The sequence below is a fragment of the Streptomyces sp. ISL-66 genome (assembly GCF_018614135.1).
GTDB lineage: Bacteria > Actinomycetota > Actinomycetes > Streptomycetales > Streptomycetaceae > Streptomyces.
Genome location: NZ_JAGGOW010000014.1, coordinates 1 through 17854, shown reverse-complemented (window position 1 = coordinate 17854; position 17854 = coordinate 1). Strand labels below are relative to the sequence as shown.

The 17854-nt window shown below is 72.0% G+C and carries 17 protein-coding genes and 1 pseudogene; 10 read left to right on the top strand and 8 right to left on the bottom strand.

The window, feature by feature from the left end; genetic code table 11:
* Positions 1-19: 19 nt before the first annotated feature.
* The 7 genes from cysC (at position 20) to J7E97_RS03425 (ending at position 6675) form a co-directional block, all read left to right on the top strand.
* On the top strand, positions 20-565 hold the full coding sequence (gene cysC, locus J7E97_RS03455) for an adenylyl-sulfate kinase (RefSeq protein WP_215022083.1): 546 nt from the start codon (positions 20-22) through the stop codon (positions 563-565).
* On the top strand, positions 562-1500 hold the full coding sequence (gene cysD / locus J7E97_RS03450) for a sulfate adenylyltransferase subunit CysD (RefSeq protein ID WP_215022081.1): 939 nt from the start codon (positions 562-564) through the stop codon (positions 1498-1500). Before cysC ends, cysD begins: the two co-directional genes overlap by 4 nt.
* Before the next feature lie 2 nt (positions 1501-1502).
* Positions 1503-2843, top strand: coding sequence for a sulfate adenylyltransferase subunit 1 (locus J7E97_RS03445; RefSeq protein ID WP_215022080.1), 1341 nt, complete (start codon positions 1503-1505; stop codon positions 2841-2843).
* Positions 2844-3057: 214 nt separating this feature from the next.
* A complete protein-coding gene (locus tag J7E97_RS03440; RefSeq protein ID WP_215022078.1) occupies positions 3058-4182 on the top strand; it encodes an aliphatic sulfonate ABC transporter substrate-binding protein in 1125 nt (374 codons plus the stop codon).
* Positions 4183-4206: 24 nt separating this feature from the next.
* A complete protein-coding gene (locus J7E97_RS03435) occupies positions 4207-5013 on the top strand; it encodes an ABC transporter ATP-binding protein (protein ID WP_215022076.1) in 807 nt (268 codons plus the stop codon).
* Positions 5000-5896: an ABC transporter permease gene (locus J7E97_RS03430; protein ID WP_215022074.1), complete on the top strand. Its 897-nt coding sequence runs from the start codon at positions 5000-5002 to the stop codon at positions 5894-5896. Before J7E97_RS03435 ends, J7E97_RS03430 begins: the two co-directional genes overlap by 14 nt.
* Before the next feature lie 5 nt (positions 5897-5901).
* On the top strand, positions 5902-6675 hold the full coding sequence (locus tag J7E97_RS03425; RefSeq protein WP_215022072.1) for a sirohydrochlorin chelatase: 774 nt from the start codon (positions 5902-5904) through the stop codon (positions 6673-6675).
* Between the two features lie 115 nt (positions 6676-6790).
* On the opposite strand, the gene J7E97_RS03420 is transcribed toward J7E97_RS03425, so the two are convergent.
* Positions 6791-7795 (bottom strand): ketopantoate reductase family protein, encoded by a 1005-nt coding sequence (locus J7E97_RS03420; protein ID WP_215022070.1) that lies wholly within the window; start codon positions 7793-7795, stop codon positions 6791-6793.
* Between the two features lie 44 nt (positions 7796-7839).
* Here J7E97_RS03420 and J7E97_RS03415 point away from each other — a divergent pair, with 44 nt between their 5' ends.
* Entirely contained in the window at positions 7840-8715 is an 876-nt protein-coding gene (locus J7E97_RS03415) for an aldo/keto reductase (RefSeq protein WP_215022068.1), read from the top strand.
* On the opposite strand, the gene J7E97_RS03410 is transcribed toward J7E97_RS03415, so the two are convergent.
* Both J7E97_RS03410 and mgt read right to left on the bottom strand, forming a co-directional pair.
* Positions 8702-9256, bottom strand: a complete 555-nt coding sequence (locus tag J7E97_RS03410) for a DUF1697 domain-containing protein (protein ID WP_215022066.1) — start codon at positions 9254-9256, stop codon at positions 8702-8704. The two genes, J7E97_RS03415 and J7E97_RS03410, sit on opposite strands and share 14 nt — an antisense overlap.
* A gap of 52 nt (positions 9257-9308) precedes the next feature.
* Positions 9309-10553 (bottom strand): macrolide-inactivating glycosyltransferase, encoded by a 1245-nt coding sequence (mgt, locus tag J7E97_RS03405; RefSeq protein ID WP_215022161.1) that lies wholly within the window; start codon positions 10551-10553, stop codon positions 9309-9311.
* 196 nt (positions 10554-10749) lie between these two features.
* Between mgt and J7E97_RS03400 the strand changes: the two genes are divergently transcribed.
* A complete protein-coding gene (locus tag J7E97_RS03400; RefSeq protein ID WP_215022064.1) occupies positions 10750-11613 on the top strand; it encodes a phosphotransferase enzyme family protein in 864 nt (287 codons plus the stop codon).
* 71 nt (positions 11614-11684) lie between these two features.
* On the opposite strand, the gene J7E97_RS03395 is transcribed toward J7E97_RS03400, so the two are convergent.
* The 5 genes and pseudogenes from J7E97_RS03395 to J7E97_RS03375 all read right to left on the bottom strand — a co-directional run bounded on the left by J7E97_RS03395 (position 11685) and on the right by J7E97_RS03375 (position 15357).
* Entirely contained in the window at positions 11685-12065 is a 381-nt protein-coding gene (locus J7E97_RS03395; protein WP_215022062.1) for a hypothetical protein, read from the bottom strand.
* 133 nt (positions 12066-12198) lie between these two features.
* Positions 12199-12591 carry a hypothetical protein gene (locus J7E97_RS03390; RefSeq protein ID WP_215022060.1) on the bottom strand — a complete coding sequence of 131 codons (393 nt, stop codon included), beginning with the start codon at positions 12589-12591 and terminating at the stop codon, positions 12199-12201.
* Positions 12592-12815: 224 nt separating this feature from the next.
* Positions 12816-13031: pseudogene (locus J7E97_RS03385) on the bottom strand (response regulator transcription factor); the annotation flags it as partial.
* A gap of 214 nt (positions 13032-13245) precedes the next feature.
* Positions 13246-13965, bottom strand: coding sequence for a 3'-5' exonuclease (locus J7E97_RS03380; RefSeq protein ID WP_215022056.1), 720 nt, complete (start codon positions 13963-13965; stop codon positions 13246-13248).
* Between the two features lie 105 nt (positions 13966-14070).
* Positions 14071-15357 carry an SAV2148 family HEPN domain-containing protein gene (locus tag J7E97_RS03375; protein WP_215022054.1) on the bottom strand — a complete coding sequence of 429 codons (1287 nt, stop codon included), beginning with the start codon at positions 15355-15357 and terminating at the stop codon, positions 14071-14073.
* A 312-nt stretch (positions 15358-15669) separates the two neighbouring features.
* On the opposite strand from J7E97_RS03375, the gene glgX reads away from it, so the two are divergent.
* The gene (gene glgX / locus J7E97_RS03370) at positions 15670-17784 is read left to right on the top strand and encodes a glycogen debranching protein GlgX (RefSeq protein WP_215022052.1); all 2115 of its coding nucleotides are present in this window, start codon (positions 15670-15672) and stop codon (positions 17782-17784) included.
* Positions 17785-17854 lie beyond the last annotated feature (70 nt).

The following is a 17854-nucleotide window of genomic DNA, read 5'->3' as shown; positions in this document are numbered from 1 at the left end:
ACCGACGGAGACGAAGCAGATGAGCGTGAGCGACCAGGGCGCCACCGTGTGGCTGACCGGGCTGCCGAGCGCGGGCAAGACCACCATCGCCTACGCGCTGGCCGAGCGGCTGCGCGCCGACGGCCACCGCGTGGAGGTCCTCGACGGCGACGAGATCCGGGAGTTCCTCTCCGCCGGCCTCGGGTTCGGCCGCGAGGACCGGCACACCAACGTGCAGCGGATCGGCTTCGTCGCCGAACTCCTCGCGAGCAACGGCGTCAAGGCCCTCGTACCGGTGATCGCGCCGTTCGCGGACAGCCGTGAGGCCGTCCGCAAGCGGCACGCCGCCGAGGGCACCTCGTACCTGGAGGTCCACGTGGCCACCCCGGTCGAGGTCTGCTCCGAGCGTGACGTGAAGGGCCTGTACGCCAAGCAGGCGGCGGGCGAGATCTCCGGTCTGACCGGGGTCGACGACCCGTACGAGGCACCGGAGTCCCCGGACCTGCGTATCGAGTCGCACACGCAGACCGTGCGGGAGTCGGCTTCGGCCCTGCACGCGCTGCTCACCGAGAGGGGCCTGGCATGACCGCCACCGTCGCACACGTCCACGAAGGGACGGACGCGCCCTACGCGCTGTCGCACCTCGACGCCCTCGAATCCGAGGCCGTGCACATCTTCCGCGAGGTGGCCGGCGAGTTCGAGAAGCCGGTGATCCTCTTCTCCGGCGGCAAGGACTCGATCGTCATGCTGCACCTGGCGCTGAAGGCGTTCGCGCCGGCGCCGGTGCCGTTCACGCTGCTCCACGTGGACACCGGTCACAACTTCCCCGAGGTCCTGGACTACCGCGACCGCGCGGTCGCCAAGCACGGCCTGCGCCTGCACGTGGCTTCCGTCCAGGAGTACATCGACGCCGGCAAGCTCCGCGAGCGTCCCGACGGCGTCCGCAACCCACTGCAGACCGTCCCGCTCACCGAGGCGATCCAGAACCTGAAGTTCGACGCCGTCTTCGGCGGCGGCCGCCGCGACGAGGAGAAGGCCCGCGCCAAGGAGCGCGTCTTCTCCCTGCGCGACGAGTTCTCCCAGTGGGACCCGCGCCGCCAGCGCCCCGAGCTGTGGCAGCTCTACAACGGCCGCCACGCACCGGGCGAGCACGTGCGCGTCTTCCCGCTCTCCAACTGGACCGAGCTGGACGTGTGGCAGTACATCGCCCGCGAGGAGATCGAACTGCCGGAGATCTACTTCGCCCACGAGCGCGAGGTCTTCCAGCGGGGCGGCATGTGGCTGACGGCCGGCGAATGGGGCGGCGCCAAGGACGGCGAGACCACCGAGACCCGCCTGATCCGCTACCGCACCGTCGGTGACATGTCCTGCACCGGTGCCGTCGACTCCGACGCCACCACGCTGGACGCCGTGATCACCGAAATCGCCGCCTCCCGGCTCACCGAGCGGGGTGCGACCCGCGCCGACGACAAGCTGTCCGAGGCCGCGATGGAAGACCGCAAGCGCGAAGGGTACTTCTAACCATGACCTCCACCACCGAGCAGTTCGCCGACCTGTCGGCGACCACGCTGCTGCGCTTCGCGACCGCGGGTTCTGTCGACGACGGCAAGTCCACCCTGGTCGGCCGTCTCCTGCACGACTCCAAGTCGGTCCTCACCGACCAGCTCGAAGCCGTGGAGCGGGTCTCGGCCAGCCGCGGTCAGGACACCCCGGACCTGGCGCTGCTGACCGACGGCCTGCGGGCCGAGCGGGAGCAGGGCATCACCATCGACGTGGCCTACCGCTACTTCGCGACCGCCCGGCGCCGGTTCATCCTGGCCGACACCCCCGGGCACGTGCAGTACACCCGCAACATGGTCACCGGCGCCTCCACCGCCGACCTCGCCGTGGTGCTGGTCGACGCCCGCAACGGCGTGATCGAGCAGACCCGCCGGCACGCCGCCGTCGCGGCCCTGCTGCGGGTCCCCCACGTGGTCCTGGCCGTCAACAAGATGGACCTCGTCGGCTACGAGGAGTCCGTCTTCGCATCGATCGCCGAGGAGTTCACCGCGTACGCCACGGGCCTGGGCGTCCCGGAGATCACCGCGATCCCGATCTCGGCCCTGGCCGGCGACAACGTGGTGGAGCCCTCCGCCAACATGGACTGGTACGGCGGCCCCACGGTGCTGGAGCACCTGGAGACCGTCCCGGTCAGCCACGACCTCACCGCCTGCCCGGCGCGTTTCCCGGTGCAGTACGTGATCCGTCCGCAGACCGCCGAGCACCCCGACTACCGGGGCTACGCCGGCCAGATCGCCTCCGGCGTGCTGCGCGTCGGCGAGGCCGTCACCGTCCTGCCGTCGGGCCGCACCTCGGTCATCGAGGGCATCGACGCGCTCGGCGAGAGCGTCGACATCGCGTGGGCCCCGCAGTCGGTGACCCTTCGGCTCAAGGACGACATCGACATCTCGCGCGGCGACCTGATCGCGCCGTCGTCGAGCTCCCCCGCCACCACGCAGGACGTCGTGGCGACGGTCTGCCACGTGGCGGACCAGCCCCTCGCCGTGGGCGCCCGGGTGCTGATCAAGCACACCACGCGCACGGTGAAGGCGATCGTCAAGGAGATCCCCTCGCGGCTGACCCTGGACGACCTGTCCCAACACCCGAACCCCGGGCAGCTCGTGGCCAACGACATCGGCCGGGTCGTCGTCCGTACCGCCGAGCCGCTCGCGCTCGACTCGTACGCCGACTCGCGCCGCACCGGGTCCTTCCTGCTGATCGACCCGGCGGACGGCACGACCTTGGCGGCCGGCATGGTCGGCGAATCCTTCGCCTCCAAGGCCGCGACCACCGTTCAGGCTGATGAGGAAGGGTGGGACTTCTGATCATGCTTGCCGATATCTACTCCACCTTCGCGAAGGAGGGCGGCCGCGTAGGCAGCGGCTCCCTCGGCAGCGGTCAGGGAGGTGTGGGGCGATGTGCGTGACGACGTACGCGCACCGCATGCGCGCCCACACCCCCCGCGAGCTGTACCTGCCCTTGCTCCACAGACGAAGACCTGCGTCGTAACCTCACGGCGCTTCGAGAGGAAGTCCTCCCGTGCCTGCCACCGGTACCACCCGTAACACTCTTCGCCGCAGCATCGTCGCCGCTGCCGCCCTGCCGCTCCTGATCGGCGCGCTCGCCTCCTGCGGCTACGGTTCCGAGGCCGAGAAGGACGACGCTCCGAAGGTGAACACCGCCGACGCCGGCAAGAAGCTGTCGGCCTCCGAGGTCCGCATCGGCTACTTCCCGAACCTGACGCACGCCACCGCGCTGGTCGGTCTCCAGGAAGGCCTGATCGCCAAGGAACTCGGCTCCACCACGATCAAGCCGCAGGCCTTCAACGCCGGCCCCTCCGAGATCGAAGCCCTCAACGGCGGCTCTCTCGACATCGGCTTCATCGGCCCCTCGCCGTCGATCAACGCCTACGTCAAGTCCAAGGGCAAGAACCTCCGCATCATCTCCGGCTCCGCCTCCGGCGGCGTCAAGCTGGTCGTGAACCCGGACAAGATCAAGACGCTCGACGACCTCAAGGGCAAGAAGATCGCCACCCCGCAGAAGGGGAACACCCAGGACGTCGCGTTCCTCAACTGGATCGCCGAGAAGGGCTGGTCGGTCGACCCCGAGTCCGGCAAGGGCGACGTCTCCGTCGTCCGCACCGACAACAAGGTCACCCCCGACGCCTTCAAGCAGGGCTCCATCGACGGCGCCTGGGTACCCGAGCCCACGGCCTCCAAGCTCGTCACCGAAGGCGGCGCCGTCCTCCTCGACGAAACCTCCCTGTGGCCCGACAAGAAGTTCGTGATCACGAACGTCATCGTGTCCCAGAAGTTCCTCAAGGAGCACCCCGACGTGGTCGAGGCCGTCCTCAAGGGCACGGTCAAGACCAACGAGTGGATCAACGCCAACCCCGACGAGGCAAAGGCCTCCGCCAACGCGAAGCTGGCCGCCGAGGGCGGCAAGCCCCTCGACGCGCAGGTCATCGACCCGGCCTGGCAGTCCATCCTCGTCACCGACGACCCGCTGGCCTCCACTCTGAAGACCGAATCCGACTGGGCCGTCAAAGCCAAGCTCATCGCACAGCCCGAACTCGCGGGCATCTACGACCTGTCGCTCCTGAACAAGGTCCTCAAGGCCGCCGGCAAGCCCGAAGTCTCCGACGCCGGCCTCGGCGCCAAGTAACTCCGTAACCCAGCAACCCAGGAGGTGACGACCATGGCCACCACGCTCGCCAAGGCTGCCGAGGGCATCGCAGCGGAGCAGCACCAGCACGCCGCGCGCATCGAGCACGTCTCGAAGTCCTTCTCCGGCCCGGCCGGAACGCAGCTCGTCCTGGACGACATCAGCCTCGATGTCGCTCCCGGCGAGTTCGTCACCATCCTGGGGGCCTCCGGTTGCGGCAAGTCCACCCTGCTCAACCTGGTCGCGGGACTGGACGAGCCGTCCGTGGGGTCGATCCGGACCCCCGGCGGCCGGCCGGCCCTCATGTTCCAGGAGCACGCCCTCTTCCCGTGGCTGACCGCGGGCAAGAACATCGAACTGGCCCTGCGCCTGCGCGGGGTCGCCAAGGCCGAGCGCAAGCCCGAGGCGGAGCGGCTGCTGGAGCTGGTCCGGCTCGGGGGTGCGTACGGCAAGCGCGTCCACGAGCTGTCCGGCGGCATGCGCCAGCGCGTGGCCCTGGCCAGGGCCCTCGCCCAGGACAGCCGGCTGCTGCTCATGGACGAGCCCTTCGCCGCCCTCGACGCCATCACCCGCGACGTGCTGCACGGCGAACTCACCCGCATCTGGGCCGAGACGGGGCTGTCCGTCCTCTTCGTCACGCACAACGTGCGCGAGGCCGTCCGGCTCGCCCAGCGCGTGGTCCTGCTCTCCTCGCGCCCCGGCCGGGTCGCCAAGGAGTGGACCGTGGGCATCCCGCAGCCGCGCCGCATCGAGGACGCGGACGTCGCGGAGCTGTCCCTTGAGATCACTGAACACCTGCGTGGGGAGATCCGCCGCCATGGCCAGCACTGACACCACTCCCAAGGCCTCGGCCAAGAACGACGACCTGGCCGGCCTGGAAGCCGGGCTGGACGCCCTCGACGCGGTCCAGACCCACCGCGCCTCGCTGCGCGAGGTCTTCACCCAGAAGGTGCTGCCCCCGCTGCTGGCCGTCGGCCTCGTGCTGATCGTGTGGCAGGTCCTCGTCGCGGCGGAGGTCACCGACGAGACCAAGCTGCCCGCCCCGTCCGCGGTCTGGGACAGCCTGTCCGGCATGTGGCTCAAGGGCACCCTGGTGGAAGTCATCTGGACCAGCGTCTCCCGCGGTCTGCTCGGCTTCCTGCTGGCCCTCGCCATCGGCACCCCGCTCGGACTCCTCGTCGCGCGGGTGAAGTTCGTCCGCGCCGCCATAGGCCCGATCCTGCAGGGCCTGCAGTCCCTGCCCTCGGTGGCCTGGGTGCCGCCGGCGGTCCTCTGGTTCGGCCTCGACGACGCCATGATGTACACGGTGATCCTGCTCGGCGCCGTCCCGTCCATCGCCAACGGCCTGGTGTCCGGCATCGACCAGATCCCGCCGCTGTTCCTGCGCGCCGGGCGCACCCTGGGCGCCACCGGACTGAGCGGCGCCCGGCACGTGGTCATGCCCGCCGCGCTCCCCGGCTACCTGGCCGGCCTCAAGCAGGGCTGGGCCTTCTCCTGGCGCTCGCTGATGGCCGCCGAGATCATCGCCAGCTCCCCGGACCTGGGCCTGGGCCTGGGCCAGCTGCTGGAGAACGGCCGCAACAACATCGACCTGCCCGGCGTGTTCCTCGCGATCCTGCTGATCCTCGTGGTCGGCATCGCCATCGACCTGCTGATCTTCAGCCCGGTCGAGCGCTGGGTGCTGCGCACCCGCGGCCTGCTGGTCAAGAGCTGATCCCCGTGTACGCGCACTCCCCCGCTTCCCCCGCCCTGCTGGTCATAGCCCACGGCAGCCGCGACCCGCGGCACGCGGCGACCGTGCACGCCCTGACCCGGCGGGTACGGGCGCTGCGGCCGGAGCTGCGGGTGGAGACGGCCTTCCTGGACTTCGACGGCCCGGCCGTCGACCAGGCGGTCGCCTCCCTCTACCTCGCGGGCGTACGGGAAGTCGTGGCCCTCCCGCTCCTGCTGACGCGGGCGTTCCATGCCAAGTCCGACGTCCCGGCCGTCCTCGCGGCGGCCGCGTCCCATCTGCCGGGCCTCTCGGTCCGGACCGCGGACGTACTCGGCCCGTCCCCGCTGCTGCTGGCGAACCTCGAACGCCGCCTGTGGGAGGCCGGCCTCACCCCGGCGGACCGCGCCACCACCGGTGTGGTGCTCGCGGCCGCCGGTTCCTCAGACCCGGAGGCGATCGCAGTGATCGCTGAAACCGCGCGGGAGTGGCGGCACACCGGTTGGTGCGCCGTGCGGCATGCGTTCGCCTCCGCTGTTCTCCCCCGGACGGAGGACGCCGTACGGGCCCTGCGCGCGCAGGGCGTCCGCCGGATCGCGGTGGCCCCGTACGTGATCGCCCCCGGCCGGCTCCCGGACCGCATCGCGGCGGGCGCGGCGGCCGCCGGCGCCGACGTGGTGGCCGCCGTCCTGGGCCCCTCCCCGGAACTGGCCCGCCTGCTGCTTCGCCGGTTCGACGCGGCGGCACTGACCCCGGCCCGCGTCCCGGCCCTGACGGTCTGACGGGGCTGGATCTTCCAGCCCGTCCGGCGTTTGAGGACCGGGTCCGGGCGGAGCCCGGTTTCGGGAAGGGGCGGGGTGGGGAAGGCTCCGCGCAGCGGCCGCCCGAACCCGGCGGCTACGCCCGCGCCGCGGCCTCGTCGGCCAGGGCGGTCAGGTCCCCGATGGTCATCGCGCCCGGCGGGAGGCCCTCGCGGGCGAAGATGTTCGCCGCGTGCCGCAAGGTGTCGTTCACCGGCGTCGCCACCCCGTGCAGCCGGCCCAGCAGCGCGATCTCACCGTTCAGGTAGTCCGCTTCGATCGATCCCGTCCCGCGGGCCAGGCTCTGCCAGGACGAACCGCCCCGCACGCCGCCGGCCGGCTGTTCCACCATGCCGTCCCGCGCCGCCGTCTGCTCGGCCTCCGAGGCGTACCCGATCCCGGCGGCCTCGAAGGCGGCCTTCGCCTCGCGGATCGCCCGCAGCAGCAGCGCCGCCTTGGCCGGGTCCGGCTCGGGGCCGGTCGTGGCCTGGATCGCGTTGCCCAGGTTGCCCAGCAGCTTCGCGTGCTTCCAGCGCATCACGTCCTCGACGACCGGCGCCCCGAAGCCGGACTCCTCCAGGTCGGCGGCGATCCGCCGGGCCCGCGCGTCCGAGCCCCCGGCGGCCAGGCCGACGTGCAGGATCCCGGTCAGCGGCGCGCACAGCGCGCAGACCGCTCCCGGCTCCAGGAACGTCGCCGGAAGCCAGACGCAGACCCCGTACACGCGCGCGAAGCGCCGTAGGGCGAGCCGTTCGCTCTCCACGCCGTTCTGGGCGCACAGCACCGGCAGCCGCTGCGCGGCCGTGCCGCCGCCCGCGACCTCCGCGTCGCCCCACGCGTCGAGCGCGGCGATCGCGTCCTGGGTCTTGACCGTCAGCACCAGCACGTCGTCGGGGCGCAGTTCGCCGAGCTCGGCCGGGCCGCCGGCCACGGGCAGCCGGTGGACGCGCTCCCCGTCCGCCGTGGTGAGCCGCAGCCCGTCCGCCCGGAGGGCCTGCGCGTGGTCGCCGCGCGCGACGAGGACGACCTCGTGGCCCGACTCCGCGAGCCGTCCGCCGATGGTCGCGCCGATCGCCCCGGCGCCGATGATGATGTAACGCATGCCCCGAGACTGGCACATCCTCGGTACCGGGTTACGGTCGGGCCATGTCTGTTCACACTGACGCCGTCCTCCTCCTCGGCGGGGACCTGCCCGTACGCCGCCTCGGGCTCGGCACGGGCGGCCTGGTCGGCGCCGGCTACTGGGGCCCGCGCGGCAGCCGTTCGCAGGCCCGTGCGCTGCTGCGGACCGCCGTCGAGCGGGGGGTCACCCTGATCGACACCGCCGACAACTACGGCCCTGCCCTCGCCGAGGAGCTGGTCGCCGAGGCCCTCCACCCGTACGGGGAGGGGCTCGTGGTCGCCACCAAGGGCGGGGTGGTGCGCACCGGGCCCGACCGGTGGCACGCCGCGGGGCGGCCGGAGCAGTTGCGGGCCATGTGCGAGGCGAGCTTGCGCAGGCTGCGGCTCGAGCGGATCGACCTCTACCAGCTGCACCGCTTCGACCCGGCCCTGCCGATGGCGGAGCAACTGGGCACGCTGGCCGAGCTCCGCGCCGAGGGCAAGATCCGCCACATCGGGCTGAACACGGTGACGGCCGACCAGCTGCGGGAGGCCCTGCCCCTCGTCCCGGTGGCCTCGGTCCAGAACCCGTACAACCTGCTGGACCGCTCCTCGGCGGACCTGCTGGCGCTGTGCGGGGAGCACGGCATCGCCTTCCTCCCCTACTACCCGCTGGGCAGCGGCGCCCTGACCCGCGAGAGCGCGGCCGCGCTGACGGCGGTGGCCGCCGAACACGGCGCGACCACCGGCCAGATCGCCCTGGCCTGGCTGCTCCACCACTCCCCGGTCCTGTGCCCCTCGCCGGGCACGGGCTCCCCGGCCCACCTGGCGGAGAACCTGGACGCGGCCACCGTACGGCTGACTCCGCGCGAGAGCGCCCTGCTGGACGGGCTGGCGGGCCCGCGCGTCAGTCCCGGGTGAGCTCGACGAGCTTGGCGACCGTGTTCCAGTTGCGGGTGGTCACGTCGAGGCCCTTGACGACGGCCGGTTTCGCCAGGGCCTCCGCCAGCTTCGAGCGGCCCAGGCCGTTCGGGGCGTAGAGGTAGATGACGCGGTCACCGAGGCGGTACTCCTCCGGGAGGTACGAGGGCCCGTCGATCGAGGCGAGCCGGGACCCGGCGGGCAGCTCGGAGCAGAAGGTGGCGTGGAGCTGCCTGCCCTCCAGCTCGGCGGCCGGGAAGGGGCAGGCTTCGGCGACGGCGCGCAGGTAGGCGGCGTCGACCACCAGGCAGGGGACCCGGAAGCCGAAGTGGGCTTCGATGGCGGCTTCTAGCTCGCGGGCCAGGACCGCCGGGGCCTTGTCCGTGGCGCTGGCGAAGACGGCGTTGCCGCTCTGCAGGTAGGTCTGCACGCCGTCGTGGCCGAGGTCGTGCAGGACCTGGCGCAGTTCGGCCATCGGGACCTTCTTGCTCCCGCCGACGTTGATGCCCCGCAGGAGCGCCGCGTACTTCCGATTGGTCATGTCCGAACAATAGGACCGTCCACTGACATTCCGGCCGAGGTGATCGGGGTGGTCAGGCCGTCGGGGCGCCCGGCACGCACGGGGCGCTCCGCGCGCTCGGGGCGGCGGGGCCGGCCGGAGCCGGCAGTTCGGCCTCGATCAGGTCCGCGGCCCGCCGCGTGCCGCCCTCGGTGGCCATCTCCGCGCGGACGGCCCGCGCGCGGGCGGCCACCTCCGGGTCCGCGACCAGGGCGAGCACGGCCTCGCGCAGGGTCTCGGCGTCGGCCTCGGCCATCGGGACGTGCCGGGCGACTCCGAGGGAGGCCAGCATGTCGGCGTTGGCGAACTGGTCGACGGCCTGCGGGACCGCGACCATCGGGGTGCCGGTGGCCAGTCCCTCCTGGCTGCCGCCCGCGCCCGCGTGGGTGATGAACGCGTCGGCCCGGCGCAGGATGTCCAATTGGGGAACCCAACGGTGGACTTCGACGTTGGCGGGGATCGGGCCGAGCTCCGCCTCGTCGGTGAACTTACCGATCTGGACCACCACGTGCCAGTCGGGCAGGTCCCCGAAGGCCTCGGCGCAGGCCCGGTAGAAGGCCGGCTGCTTGGTGAAGGTGGAGCCGAGGGAGACCAGGAGGACCTTCTTCCCGGCCGCCTCCGCGTCCGCCGGGGGCCGCCAGGTCCCCTGGGCGGCGCTGCGCTCGCCCTGGCAGGCGCCCACGAAGGTGTACACGGCTTCGTCGACCCGGTCGGCGTGCGGCTGGAGGGCGCGCGGGATGAGCACGATGCTGCGGCGGGGGCGGCCCACGAAGCGGTCGCTGTCCTCCTCGATGCCGTTCTCGTCGAGCCAGGCCCGGAAGCGGGCGTAGTACGCGCGCCCGCGCTCGGATGCGCGCAGCGCGGCGGTCATCGGCTCGGCGACCTCTTCCTCGTAGCCGGTCCAGGCGACCAGGTTCGGGGAGAGGGAGACGGCGGGTACGCCCCAGCGGTGGGCGAGGACGATCGCGGGGTAGGAGGTGATGTCGTGGATGACGAGGTCCGGCTCATCGCCCTCGAAGGCGGCCGCGAGCTGCGGGAGGGCCTGGACGGCGTCGGCGAGGAAGGGCTCGATGTTGTCGATGAGCTCGGTGCCCCACGCGTCGGGGTCGTCCTCCGTGGGGAGGGTGGAGTCCCAGGTCACCGGGGTGGCGCCGGTCTCGGCGATCTTGTCGGCGTAGGCGGCGGGGATGGCGTAGCTGACGCGGTGGCCGCGGGCGACCAGTTCGCGGATCACTTCGATGCTCGGGTTCACGTGGCCGGCGGCGGCGATCGAGAACATGGCGATGTGGGCGGCGGGGGTTCGGGAGGCTGAGGTCACGCCATGGACGATAACGAGACGATACGTCTCGTGCAACCGGTATAGCGCGTGCACCACCGGACCGGTGCGAGACTTGGCGGGATCACGATCACCAGCCCGCCCCGGGCGCGCACGGCACGCACCGGGGCGGAAGGACGACTGCGGGGACGGGGACGGCATGGACGAGGCACGGGCCAGGCGAGCGCTGACGGCGGCGGGCCTCGTCGACCGGGCCGGGACTCCCGAGCTGCTGGCCCTCGGCGAAAACGCCGTCTTCGCGCTCGGCGACGGCCTCGTCGCCAAGGTCGGCCGGGAGGCCGCGCTGCTCCCCCGCGCCGAGCTGGAACTCGCGGTGGCGGGCTGGCTCGCCGAGTCCGGGGTGCCGGCGGTCCGCGCGGCCGAGCCGGAGCCCCGGCTGGTGGACGGGCACCCGGTGACGCTGTGGCACCGGCTCCCGCAGGCGGTCCGCCCGGCCGGGCCCCAGGACCTCGCGGCGCTGCTGCGCCGGATCCACGCCCTGCCGGCGCCACCCTTCGCACTTCCCCCGCGTGACGTGCTGGGCGGGGTCGAGCGCTGGCTCCGGCTGGCGGGCGACGCGATCGACCCGGCGGACGCGGCGTACCTGCGGGCCCGCCGCGACGGGTACGCCGGCCAGGTCGCCGCCCTCACCCCGCACCTCGCACCGGGCCCGATCCACGGCGACGCGCTGCCCCGCAACGTCCACGTGGGCCCGGAGGGGCCCGTGCTGGTCGACCTGGAAACGGTCTCGTGCGACCTGCGCGAGCACGACCTCGTGGTGATGGCGCTCTCCCGCGACCGCTACGGGCTGCCCTGCGAGTCCTACGAGGCGTTCGCGACGGCGTACGGCTGGGACGTGCGCGACTGGGAGGGCTGCGCGGTCCTGCGCGGCGCCCGCGAGACGGCCAGCTGCGCCTGGGTCTCCCAGCACGCCCCGGTCAACCCGAAGGCCCTGGCCGAATTCCGCCGCCGGGTCACGTCCCTGCGCGAGGGCGACGCGGAATCGCGATGGCACCCGTTCTAGCGCCTGTCTGATGTCGTGATCAGTTGCTAGCGACGAGAAGAACGGCTGCTCGGGACGCGACGACGTGTCGCCTACTCGTAGGGTGTGCAGACTTCGGTGACGCGCTTGCCTCCGTGGTGTTCGTAGTCGTTGTAAGTGATGCTCTTGCCGTCCTTGTTGAAGGTGAGCGTGCCGTCCCTCGCGTCCTTCATCGTCTGGCCGCGACGGAGCACGGCATTGATGAAGTCTCCGCTGCCGGCGACGAGTACGGCTTGGTCCTGATCGATGATCACCGAGCCGTATCCGACTCCGCAGTACGGCATGCCCTCGATGTTTCCAGAGAAGACGGTGCCGACCTCGTACTTGGGCGAAGGCGTCGGCGACGGCGCCGCGGCCGCGGTAACGGCGGGTGCGGCGGCCAGGAGGGTGCCCAGCAGGGCGGCGGCTGCCAGCTGCCGAGGGGACGTACGCATCACAGGGCTCCTCTTCTCGGTGCGCGGTGCGGAACGCGGGCCGGCGTGGAGGTGGGGGTTCCACTCATGTCGTCACGCCGGCCCGCGGCGGTGCCAGGGGTGGAGATCGTGACCTCCACCCGGTCAGTCAGGATCAGCTGTTCAGCTGGAACTCATTGCTCCGGTCGTTCTGGTTGACGCATGCGATGTACGGGTTGGGGGATCCCTCGCGGCTCTCGCACTTCCAAGGCACCCCGTCGACTTTCACGGTCACCGGCCGCTCGGTGGCGGGATCCCGCCGCGACGCCCGGTAGAACTCCTGCGCCACCTTCAAGGCGGTGGGACAGGCGGGCTTGCCTTTCGCATGGACCGCCAAACCTCCGCCCCGTTCGACGCCGCAGTAGGTCCACGGGGCGGCCGAGGGGCTGGCCGCCGCCCGGGGTGCGACCGCGGGATCCCGGCCGGCGGCTCCGGCCGGGACCGTCAGACCCGCCAGCACGGCGCCACCTGCTACCAGTAGGACTGCTCTGCTGATGAAGCCCACCATGTCGGCCTCCCTCGTACGCCGTACGCTCGTGCGCCGCAGTGAGCCGGCCCACGCTTCCGACCCTAGGACCACCCGGACGGAGCAACCTTCGGTGTGGGCCATACGGGTGACGGCAGGATCGTTTTACCTGGTCAGACCGCCTGTCGAACCCTGCTTCAGCCGTCGGCAGGCAGCGGGGCACCAGTCTCGGGGCCCGGCTGGTCGGGGGCCGGCTGGTCCCGGTCTCCGCAGAGCAGACGCGTGACTTCGAGGCCGTCGAGGCCCGGCATGCGGATGTCGGCCAGCAGCACGTCCGGGTGGAGTCGGCGGCTGGCCTCCAGCGCCTCCTTGCCGTCAGCGACGTCGGCCACCACCTCGATGCCGGGACTGTTCTCCAGGATCATCTTGAATCCCGTGCGCACCAATTCCTGGTCATCTGCAATCACCACGCTGATGGGCATGCGCGAACGCTCACTTCCTGGAACCCGCCCCGGAAAACGGCCGCCTCCCGGCACAGACCCCCCAGGTCGTGACCGGGCCACCTCACTTCGAGGCCCCCCATGTTGTACGACGGCCAGACGCCCGCAACTCCCTCCTACGGATCTGCGGCGTGTCGAAAGGCATCCACCGGAGGCGCCCACCGGAGTCCCCACCGGATGCCGGACCCGGGCGCCCCTACGCCGCCACGAGCCCCCGCAGCGGCCACGCCGTGTCGATCACCGCGTCCGGGGTGCCCTGCCCGCGCAGGTACGCCTGGAAGTCGCGGGCCCAGCGTTCGTGCCAGGCGCCCTGGCGGGCGTGCAGCGCGGCCGGGGTGAGGGCGGCGACCTCCGGGTGGCGGGCGGCTATCGCACGGGCCACGCCGACCGCGGCCAGCGCGTCCGCTCCGGCGTCGTGCGCGGCTTCGAGGGTGACCCCGTAGACGCCGCAGACCGCCTCCAGCGTGCGCTTGCCGCGCCGGTAGCGGTCGACGGCGCGGTCGATGGTCAGCGGGTCCACGACGGGGCCGGTCTCCGCTCCGCCCAACCGGTCGGCGAGGGAAGGCAGTCCGTGCCGGGCGAGTTCGGCCGAGAGCAGCGTCAGGTCGAAGGCCGCGTTGTAGGCGACGACGATCGCGCCCGCCCGCCAGTGGTCCACCAGGGCCTCCGCGACCTCGTCCGCGACCTCGCGCACCGGGCGGCCTTCGGCGACCGCCCGCTCCGTGCTGATGCCGTGGATGGCGGAGGCCTGTCGCGGGATCGGTATCCCCGGGTCCGCGAGCCAGCCCCGCCGTCCGCGCACCGCGCCGTCCCGTACCTCGACGACCGCGGCCGTCACGATCCGCGACTCCCCCGGCTCCGTGCCGGTCGTCTCCAGGTCGAACCCGATCAGCACACCGCCGTGCCAGTCCCCCATCACGCGCCCCCACCCCTACCCGTACCTTCGGTCAACGGCTTTCAGCCTGCCACGGGCCACTGACAGCCGGGCCCCCGGGGCCGCCGCGCGGTGCGCTCCCGTCCTTCAGGACACCGGCCGGGAGTCCTGCCAGATCGATTCGAATTCCTCCCGGTACGTCGGGAACAGCCCGTGGTCCGCGTCCCGGGAGGCCTCCCGGGACGCGCCGCGTCCGCCGCCCCGCAGGACCAGGACCGGCGCCTCCATGCCCCGTGCCCGGCGCAGGTACGACTGGACCACCGCGATGCCCGAGGTCTCGCCCTCCACCAGGTAGGCCGTGAAGCGCGGGGTCTCGTCGAAGACGTGGATCTCGAAGCCCGAGGCGTCCCGCAGCCCGGCCCGCACCCGCCGCACGTGCAGGATGTTCATCTCGACCGACCGGCTCAGCTCGCCCTTGCGCAGCCCGAGCTCGCGCTCGCGCCGCTTGACCGCGCTGCTCGCCGGGTTGAGGAACAGCAGCCGTACCCGGCAGCCGGCCTCCGCGAGGCGTACGAGTCTTCGCCCCGAGAAGTTCTGGACCAGCAGGTTGAGGCCTATGCCGATGGCGTCGAGGCGCCGCGCTCCGCCGAAGAGGTCCTCCGCGGGGAGCTGGCGCTGCAGCCGCACCCGGTCCGGGTGGACGGAGATGACGTCCGCGTACCGGTCGCCGACCAGGTCCTCGACGGCGTCGATCGGCAGCCGGTCGGCGGAGGGCGAGCCCGCGCCGCCGCCCAGTACTTCCAGCAGCCGCGCCGAAGCCCGCTCCGCCTGTTCCAGGACGGCCCGCGACAGGGCCCGGTTGCGCGAGACGACGTTGCGGGTGACCTCCAGCTCGTCCAGCGCCTGTTCGATGTCGCGCCGGTCGTCGAAGTACGGCTCGAAGCAGGGCCAGTGCTGGACCATCAGCTCGCGAAGCTGCGGCAGAGTGAGGAAGCTGAGCACGTTGTCGTCGGCCGAGTCCAGCAGGTAGCCCTTGCGCCGGCTGACCTCCCGTACGGCGACCGCGCGCTGCACCCACTCCTGGCCGGCGGGTCCGGCGGCCGCGACGACCCAGTCGTCTCCGGAGTGCACGGGTTCGTAGACCGGGCGGAGCACGGCTCCGACGACGGCCCGCAGCCGCTGTTCGACGAGATTCAGCCAGATGTACGCGCGGCCGGCGCGCTGGGCCCGTACGCGGACCTCGCTCCAGGCGTCCGCGCCCCAGTCCAGCTCGGCTCCGGATCCGGCCGGCGCCTTCCCGGCCCTGCCGGCCTCCGGCGGGGCCAGCGACACCGCTCCGGCGGGCATCCCGCCGGGAGCCGCGCCCACGGCGTCCGCCGGGCCGCCCTCGTGACCGCCGTCACCAGGGGGCAGCTCCAGACCTCCCGAGCTCACCCGTGCACCGCCTCCCGCGTCTGGACGCCCGTCTCCAGTGATCACGGAAGGGTACTCCGCGCGCACGACCCCCTGCAGCCCGATGCGGCCGCCGTGTGGAGCGACGGCCCGCTCACCGGCCGTCCGTTGACGCATTATCCGATGCACACATCATCTGACCTCCCCATTGTCCCCTGACCCTCCTATCAGTTGTCCGGGTCACCCGGTAGCACCCTTCCAAGTCCCCGCGTGAGACCCCTCTTTCGGGGAAGATCTGGCAGTGACACGGTCCATGCCGGATCACCCCGACGCAGAACGGAAGAGTCGTTATCTATGCAGGTCTGGCCGGGACAGGCTTATCCGCTCGGCGCCACGTACGACGGCGCCGGCACCAATTTCGCGGTCTATTCGGAAGCCGCCCGACGCATCGAGCTGTGTCTGCTCCACGACGACGGGTCGGAGACCGCGGTCGAACTCCGCGAGACCGACGCCTTCGTCCGGCACGCTTATCTGCCCGGCGTCATGCCGGGTCAGCGCTACGGGTTCCGGGTGCACGGCCCGTACGAGCCCGAGCGCGGCCGCCGCTGCAACGCGGCGAAGCTGCTCCTGGACCCTTACGCGCGGGCCGTCGCCGGCAGCGTCGACTGGGGCGAGGAGGTGTACGGCTACCACTTCGGCCGCCCCGATTCCCGCAACGACCTGGACTCGGCCCCCAAGAGCATGAGCTCGGTGGTGGTGAACCCCTACTTCGACTGGGCCAACGACCGGCCGCCGCGCCACGAGTACCACCACACCGTGCTCTACGAGGCCCACGTGAAGGGCCTGACCATGCGCCACCCGGACCTTCCCGAGGAGCTGCGCGGCACGTACGGGGCGCTCGCGCACCCGGCGGTCATCGGGCACCTCACCAAGCTCGGCGTGACGGCGCTGGAGCTGATGCCGGTCCACCAGTTCGTCAATGACCACCGCCTGGTCGACGACGGGCTCAGCAACTACTGGGGCTACAACACCATCGGCTTCTTCGCCCCGCACAACGGCTACGCCTCGGGCGACCGCGGCCAGCAGGTGCTGGAGTTCAAGTCGGCCGTCCGGGCGCTGCACGAGGCCGGCATCGAGGTGATCCTCGACGTGGTCTACAACCACACCGCCGAGGGCAACCACCTGGGCCCGACGCTGTCCTTCCGCGGCCTCGACAACGCCTCGTACTACCGGCTCGCCGACGACCCCCGGCACTACATGGACACCACGGGCACGGGGAACTCGCTGCTGATGCGCTCCCCGCACGTGCTCCAGCTGATCATGGACTCGCTGCGCTACTGGGTCACCGAAATGCACGTGGACGGCTTCCGCTTCGACCTGGCGGCCACGCTGGCCCGCCAGTTCCACGAGGTGGACCGGCTGTCCTCGTTCTTCGACCTGGTCCAGCAGGATCCGGTGGTCAGCCAGGTCAAGCTGATCGCGGAGCCCTGGGACCTGGGCGAGGGCGGCTACCAGGTGGGCAACTTCCCGCCGTTGTGGACCGAGTGGAACGGAAAGTACCGCGACACCGTACGGGACCTCTGGCGCGGGCAGCCGCGCACCCTCGCGGAGTTCGCGGGACGGCTGACGGGCTCCTCCGACCTCTACCAGGACGACGGGCGCCGGCCGCTGGCCTCCATCAACTTCACCACCTGCCACGACGGTTTCACCCTGAACGACCTGGTCTCGTACAACGAGAAGCACAACGAGGCCAACCGCGAGGGCAATCGGGACGGCGAGACGCACAACCGGTCCTGGAACTGCGGGGTGGAGGGACCGACCGAGGACCCCGAGATCGGTGCGCTGCGCGAGCGCCAGATGCGCAACTTCATCGCCACCCTGATGCTTTCGCAGGGCGTGCCGATGATCAGCCACGGCGACGAGTTCGCCCGTACCCAGGGCGGCAACAACAACGCCTACTGCCAGGACAACGAGCTGTCGTGGGTGTCCTGGCCGGAGCCCGGCAAACCGGCGCCCGCGCTGCTGGAGTTCACCCGGCAGATGGTGTGGCTGCGGCGCGAGCACCCGGTGTTCCGGCGGCGCCGGTTCTTCCACGGCCGGCCCGTGGAGGGGACGCACGACGAGCTGTCAGACATCGCCTGGTTCACGCCGCACGGCGAGGAGATGCGGGCCCGCGACTGGCAGGCGCAGCACGCGCGGGCGCTGGCGGTGTTCCTCAACGGGGAGGCGATCTCGGAGCCGGGCACCCGCGGGGAGCGGATCACCGACGACTCCTTCCTGCTCATGTTCAACGCGGGCGCGGAGCCGCAGGACTTCACCGTCCCGGCCGGTCACGGCGCGCAGTGGCGCCTGGTCGTGGACACGGCTCGGGCGGACGTGCTGGCACCCGGCACCGGGCCGCAGTACGCGGCCGGGGACCGGGTGGCGTTGGCGGGGCGGAGCCTGGTGGTGCTTCAGCGCCCGGCGTAGGCGGCGTCGTCCAGGGCGCCGCCGGAGGGGAGCGCGCCCGTCGGCGTTCCGGCCGGCGGGGCGTGGGTGC

Excerpts from the sequence above, each read along its gene's own strand:
- cysC (WP_215022083.1), top strand. The coding sequence starts at position 20 with ATGAGCGTGAGCGACCAGGGCGCCACCGTGTGGCTGACCGGGCTGCCG.
- cysD (WP_215022081.1), top strand. The coding sequence starts at position 562 with ATGACCGCCACCGTCGCACACGTCCACGAAGGGACGGACGCGCCCTAC.
- J7E97_RS03445 (WP_215022080.1), top strand. The coding sequence starts at position 1,503 with ATGACCTCCACCACCGAGCAGTTCGCCGACCTGTCGGCGACCACGCTG.
- J7E97_RS03430 (WP_215022074.1), top strand. The coding sequence starts at position 5,000 with ATGGCCAGCACTGACACCACTCCCAAGGCCTCGGCCAAGAACGACGAC.
- J7E97_RS03420 (WP_215022070.1), bottom strand. The coding sequence starts at position 7,795 with ATGCGTTACATCATCATCGGCGCCGGGGCGATCGGCGCGACCATCGGC.
- J7E97_RS03415 (WP_215022068.1), top strand. The coding sequence starts at position 7,840 with ATGTCTGTTCACACTGACGCCGTCCTCCTCCTCGGCGGGGACCTGCCC.
- J7E97_RS03410 (WP_215022066.1), bottom strand. The coding sequence starts at position 9,256 with ATGACCAATCGGAAGTACGCGGCGCTCCTGCGGGGCATCAACGTCGGC.
- mgt (WP_215022161.1), bottom strand. The coding sequence starts at position 10,553 with ATGTTCTCGATCGCCGCCGCCGGCCACGTGAACCCGAGCATCGAAGTG.
- J7E97_RS03400 (WP_215022064.1), top strand. The coding sequence starts at position 10,750 with ATGGACGAGGCACGGGCCAGGCGAGCGCTGACGGCGGCGGGCCTCGTC.
- J7E97_RS03395 (WP_215022062.1), bottom strand. The coding sequence starts at position 12,065 with ATGCGTACGTCCCCTCGGCAGCTGGCAGCCGCCGCCCTGCTGGGCACC.
- J7E97_RS03390 (WP_215022060.1), bottom strand. The coding sequence starts at position 12,591 with ATGGTGGGCTTCATCAGCAGAGCAGTCCTACTGGTAGCAGGTGGCGCC.
- J7E97_RS03380 (WP_215022056.1), bottom strand. The coding sequence starts at position 13,965 with ATGGGGGACTGGCACGGCGGTGTGCTGATCGGGTTCGACCTGGAGACG.
- glgX (WP_215022052.1), top strand. The coding sequence starts at position 15,670 with ATGCAGGTCTGGCCGGGACAGGCTTATCCGCTCGGCGCCACGTACGAC.